5 protein-coding genes are annotated in these 5,484 nt (G+C 75.9%); 3 read left to right on the top strand and 2 right to left on the bottom strand.

What is annotated here, in order from left to right; genetic code table 11:
- The first annotated feature begins 632 nt into the window (after window positions 1-632).
- Window positions 633-1,277, top strand: coding sequence for a hypothetical protein (locus ACOV8S_RS16090; protein WP_448318501.1), 645 nt, complete (start codon window positions 633-635; stop codon window positions 1,275-1,277).
- A 113-nt stretch (window positions 1,278-1,390) separates the two neighbouring features.
- Here the strand turns inward: ACOV8S_RS16090 and ACOV8S_RS16085 are convergent, their stop codons facing one another.
- Together ACOV8S_RS16085 and ACOV8S_RS16080 are read right to left on the bottom strand one after the other, a co-directional pair.
- On the bottom strand, window positions 1,391-3,028 hold the full coding sequence (locus tag ACOV8S_RS16085) for an N-acyl-D-amino-acid deacylase family protein (protein WP_448318500.1): 1,638 nt from the start codon (window positions 3,026-3,028) through the stop codon (window positions 1,391-1,393).
- Window positions 3,029-3,083: 55 nt separating this feature from the next.
- The gene (locus tag ACOV8S_RS16080) at window positions 3,084-4,358 is read right to left on the bottom strand and encodes an amino acid deaminase (protein WP_448318499.1); all 1,275 of its coding nucleotides are present in this window, start codon (window positions 4,356-4,358) and stop codon (window positions 3,084-3,086) included.
- 84 nt (window positions 4,359-4,442) lie between these two features.
- On the opposite strand from ACOV8S_RS16080, the gene ACOV8S_RS16075 reads away from it, so the two are divergent.
- Entirely contained in the window at window positions 4,443-4,850 is a 408-nt protein-coding gene (locus ACOV8S_RS16075; RefSeq protein ID WP_351117102.1) for a RidA family protein, read from the top strand.
- A 322-nt stretch (window positions 4,851-5,172) separates the two neighbouring features.
- A partial coding sequence (locus tag ACOV8S_RS16070) for a helix-turn-helix domain-containing protein (RefSeq protein WP_448318498.1) occupies window positions 5,173-5,484 on the top strand: 312 nt, incomplete at its 3' end.

The following is a 5,484-nucleotide window of genomic DNA, read 5'->3' as shown; positions in this document are numbered from 1 at the left end:
GGGGTGGGGGACTCCGGGTGTGTTCTGCGCCACGCCTGTCTTTACACTTCGCACCCATGTCCATCACCCCAGAACACGGGCCGGGCGCACACGGTGCGCCGGAGCCGCCGGCGGTACCTCCGACCGAGGTACCCGCCCCCTCGGTGTGGCCCGCCGCGGGTGACGCGGAGGCCACCCGTGAACTGCCGCCGGTGCGGGGCGGCCGCCCGGACGGTGAGGGCGAGGCGGCCACGCGTGAGCTGCCGGTGGTGCCCGGCGGTCCGGGACCGGACGGCGCCTGGCCGCCCGTCCCCGGCGCCCCCGCCACGCCCGGGAATCCCGCGGGGCACGGGGCCCCCGGGGCGCCTTCCGGATACGCGGGCGCTGCGGGGCACGGGGCTTCCCCCGGGCACGCGGGGTCTGCGGAGCACGGGACGCCTGCTGGGCATCCGGGGCCTGCGGGGCACGGGGCGCCTGCTGGGCACGCGGGTACCGCCGGGCACGGGGCGTCTGCTGGGTACACGGCGGCCGCCGGGCAGGGGGCGACCGGGGGGTCCGCCGGCTCGTACGGGTATCCGCCGGCGGGGTATTACGCCGGGGAGCCCTCCGGCAGCGGCGCGGACGCGGACGCGGACGCGTATCCGGGCCACGGTGTGTACGCCGACCCCACCGCGTACGGAGCGGCCTCCGCCGCAGCCGACTTCGACGACTTCGCGTCCTACGGCGCCGACCACGCGGCCGCCGAACGCGCAGGGCAGGGCGGACCGGCCGGACACGACGGGCAGGCCGGGTGGACGGCGGCGGCGGTGCCGGCGGGCCGGGCCGCGGCGCGGGAGGCGGCGCGGGCGGCCGAGCGGGAGGGTGCGCGCACCCGCCGCGTCCGCAGCCGCCAGATGCTGCTGGCCACCGGCGCGGGCGTGGTCGGACTCGGGGCGCTGACGGTGCTGGGGTTCGCGCTGTCCTCCGGCTCCGAGGAGACGTCCCGCGGCGGCAACGGCCCCAACGCGCCGGGGCTCTCGGTGGGCGACATGGCCGACCCCGGGCTGATGCCGTCCGTGGAGGCGTCGAAGGCCCCCGCCACGGTCACGCCCGGCGCCGCGCCGTCGAGGACGGCGACCGCCACCGCGACCCCCTCGGCCACCCGGACGGCGTCGCCCACGCCCACCAGGAAGCCGGCGAAGGAGACGTCCCCGTCCGCCTCGCCCACGGTGGGATGGCCCGAGTACGACGACGGCGACGACGATGACGGCACCGGCCGCGGCAACGGCTGGGGCAACAGCACCCGCCGCCCCCGCTAGGGCGCACCACCGCACCACCGCACCTCGCCCGCGGCGACGCGTGCGCTGCGGGCCCGCGCCCGGGCCCGCGCCCGGGCCCGCGTGAACCCCGGGCCGGCGCCCGGGCCGGCGCGTCAGCCGCGGGGGCGGCCCGCGCGCACCGAGCGGCCCGCCAGGACGTCCGTGCGGCGGCCGTCGTCGACGGCGAGGCGGCCGTCCACCAGGACGTAGGGGATGCCGGCCGGAGAGGTCCGGGGCGCCGCGAAGGTGGCGCCCTCGGCGACGGTCGCGGGGTCGAAGAGGACCAGGTCGGCCCGGTGGCCCTCACGGACCAGGCCCCGGTCCGGCAGGCCGAGCCGCGCGGCCGGCCGCCCGGTGAGGTGCGCGACGCACTCCTCCAGCGTCAGCACGCCCAGCTCCCGCACATACGTGCCGAGGTAACGGGGAAAGGTGCCGTACGCCCGGGGGTGCGGCTTGGTGCCGTGCAGGATGCCGTCGGAGCCCCCGGTGTGCGCCCGGTGCCGCATCAGCGCGCGGACGTTCTCCTCGTGGCCGACGTGCTGGAGGACGGACGTGCCGAGCCGGTCCGCCAGCAGCAGGCGGCGGGCCTCCTCCCAGGGCGAGGACCCCGAACCGGACGCCAGCTCGGCCACCGTCCGCCCCACCCGCCCGGCCAGCGCGGGGTCGACCACCCCGGAGATCTCCACCGTGCCCCACTCCACCGGCACGCCGTGGCAGCCGTCCGAGCCGGACACCTCCAGCACGTGCCGGATCCGCTCCGCGACCGCGTCGTCGCGCAGCCGCTCCAGGGTGGCCGCCGGGCCGCCCTCGCTGGCCCAGCCGGGCAGCAGCGCGGCCAGCGTGGTGGCGCCCGGGGTGTAGGGGTAGGTGTCCAGCGTCAGGTCGCGGCCGGCGTCCAGCGCCTCGTCGAGGAGGGCTTCCAGCTCGGCGGAACGCCCCTTGTTCTCCGCGAAGTTGAGCGTCGCGTGGGCCAGGTGCAGGGCGCAGCCGGCCTCCTGGGCGATGCCGATCACCTCCTGGTAGGCCGCCAGGGCCCCAGCCCCGTAGGAGCGGTGGTGCGGGCACCAGTAGCCGCCCGCCCGGGCGACCACCCGGCACAGCTCGGTCAGCTCCCCGGCGCCGGCGTACATGCCGGGCGGGTAGGTGAGCCCGGACGACATGCCCACCGCCCCCTCGCGCAGCCCGGCCGCCACCAGCTCACGCATCCGGTTCAGCTCCGCCTCCGTCGGCGGGCGGTTCTCCCAGCCCATCGCCAGCATCCGGACGGTGCCCTGCGGCACCAGGTACGCGGCGTTCACCGCGATGCCCTCGCCGCCGATACCCCGGTCCAGCCGGTCCAGGTACTCGCCCACCGACCGCCAGTCGAAGTCGACGTCCTCGCCCGGACCGTTCCAGCCGGCCACCGCCTGCCGCACCTCGGCCAGCGTGCGGTCGTCGACGGGCGCGTAGGAGAGCCCGTCCTGGCCCACGACCTCCAGGGTGACGCCCTGCGCGAGCTTCGCCGAGTGGTCCGGGTCGGTGAGCAGCGCCAGGTCGCTGTGGGAGTGCATGTCCACGAACCCGGGAGCCAGGGCCAGCCCCTCCGCGTCCAGCATCCGCGTGCCGACCGGGCGCTGGCACCCGGCCGCGGCCGCCTCGCGGACGATCTGCACGATGCGGCCGTCCTTGACCGCCACGTCGGCCCGGTAGGACGGACCCCCGGTGCCGTCCACCACCTCGGCGTCCTGAACGACCAGATCGGCCAGATGCACGGCGGTCCCCACTTCGCTGGGCGGACGGCCGCGGGACCGTCCGTCAGAAGATCCGTCAGAAGAACGTACGGATGTAGTCCACCACCGTGCCGTCCGCCTCGACCAGAGGGATCAGCTGCCATTTGTCGAAGACGGTGCACGGGTGGGACAGCCCCATGCCCACCCAGTCGCCGACCTCCAGGTCCGCGCCGGGCCCGGTCTCCAGCCAGGCGTGCTGGTCGGACAGCCGGGTGACGGCGATCCCCTCGGCCGGACGCTCGGCGTCCCCGCGGCGCACCACCTGCGCCTCCGGCATCCCCAGGTCGTACGCGGCGTCCCGCTTGCCCGCGTTGAGGAACGCCTGCCCGCCGGTGGGACGGGAGACGACCTGCGCCCACAGCCGGAACGCCGGCTCCAGCGCGCCCTCCTCGGGAACGCGGACGAACGGCGTGATCGACCGGTAGTGGCCGTCGTCGTGCGAGACGTACGCGCCCGAGCGCAGCAGCTTCAACGGGGGCCGGCTGAGCCCCGGCAGACGGGTGAAGACCTCGGCGACCGTGTCGAACCAGGCGCTGCCGCCCGCGCTGACCACGATCTCCTCCAGGCCGGTGCCGGTGAACAGCCCCGCCTTGTCCAGCCTCGCCGCCAGCTCCACCAGCCGCACCAGCCAGGCGCGCACCCGCTCCTCGGTGGCGTCCGGCACCTCGCCCTCGTAGCCCGCCACGCCCGCCAGCCGCAGCGACGGCGCCGCGGCCACCGCCTCGGCGACGGCCAGGCAGTCGGCCTCGGTCCGCGCCCCGGTCCGCGCGCCGTCCCCGGCGGCCAGCTCCACCACCACGTCCACCGGCCGCCCGCCCACCTGCCGCAGGGCCGCGTCCATCAGCTCGACGCCGCGCACCGAGTCGACGTAACAGATGAAGCGGAACGCCGGGTCGGCGGTCAGCTCGGCGGCGAGCCAGCGCAGCGCCGCCGGGTCGACCAGCTCGTTGGCCAGGAAGATCCGCCGCACCCCGAAGGCCCGCGCCACCCGCACCTGGTGCGGCACCGCCAGCGTGATGCCCCACGCGCCGTGCTCCAGCTGCTGCCGGAACAGCTGCGGGGCCATCGTCGTCTTGCCGTGCGGGGCGAACGCCAGGCCGTGGCGCTCGGTGTACGACTCCATGAGCCGCAGGTTGTGGCGCAGGCGCTCGGCGGAAAGCGTCAGCACGGGGGTGGTGAACCCGCCGGTGAACAGATTCCGCCGCTGCGCCGCCAGCTCGCCCACGGTCAGACCGTCCGCGTCGAGCGGCAGACCCTTGAACCGGTGGTCGATCCGCTCCCCGGAAAGACGGGTGACGGCATCCGCGGACATTCGGGCCTCCTGTGCGCTGCGGGATCCGGGCTGTTTCACTTTCCCATGATCGGGACCCCGTCCACGAGCATCCGGAGGATGACCATGACAGAGAAGACCGCACTGACCCCCAGCACCCACACCGCTCCGCCCGCGGCCTTCTCCCACGGCCTGCGCAAGGGGAACATCCTCCAGGTCGCCGGACAGGTCGGCTTCCTGCCCGCCGAGGAGGGCAGGCCGCCCACGCCGGCCGGCCCGACGCTGCGCGAGCAGACCCTGCAGACCCTCGCCAACGTCGAGGCGGTGCTGAAGGAGGGCGGCTCCGGCTGGGACGACGTGATGATGCTGCGCGTCTACCTCACCGACGTGGACCACTTCGCGGAGATGAACCAGATCTGGAACGCCTATTTCGGCGAGCGGCTCACCCAGCCCCCGGCCTGCCGCACCACCGTCTACGTGGGCCTGCCGCCCGGCCTGCTGATCGAGATCGACGCGATGGCCGTCCTGGACTGACGCCGGACCCGGCCGCCGGGGGCGCCACGGGCCCGTCTCCGCCCAGGGCGCTGGTGGCCGGTCTCCGCCGGGCCGCGCCGACGCGGCCCGGCGGAGATCAACTCCTCCGCGGAGAGGCCCACATGATGGCCCCCATGTTCCCCAAGACTTCCCCGCGAAGAAGCACCGGCGCCCGACGGTCCCCCGATCACCGGCGAGCGCGGCGAAGGCCATCCTGACCGTTCGTCATGTTGACCACGCGTGCCCAGGCGTCACTGGACAATTACTGGACAACGTGAGATCAAAGCGAACATCGCCGAGTGGCCGGGGGGTCGCACACGACATGGGACGCCGGGAGAAGCCGATCGAGCCCGGGCAGGGGAAGGCCGCCGAGTTCGCGGCCGACCTCCGCATGCTCCGGCGGCGCACCGGCAACGTGCCGTACCGCGAACTCGCCTCCCGGGTGCCCTACTCGGCGTCCAGCCTGTCCGCCGCCGCCTCCGGGCACCGGCTGCCCGCCTGGCCGGTGGTCGCCGCCTACCTGGAGGCCTGCGGGGTCACCGGCACCGGCGAGTGGCACCGGCGCTGGCGGCAGGCGGCGGGACTGCCGCCCGAGGCCGAGCCGGCCGCCCGTCCCCCGGCCGGGCCGCCGCCC

Source organism: Streptomyces sp. CO7 (assembly GCF_053474865.1).
Note: the sequence above shows the minus strand (reverse complement) of the source record. Positions and strands in the feature narration are given on the sequence as shown.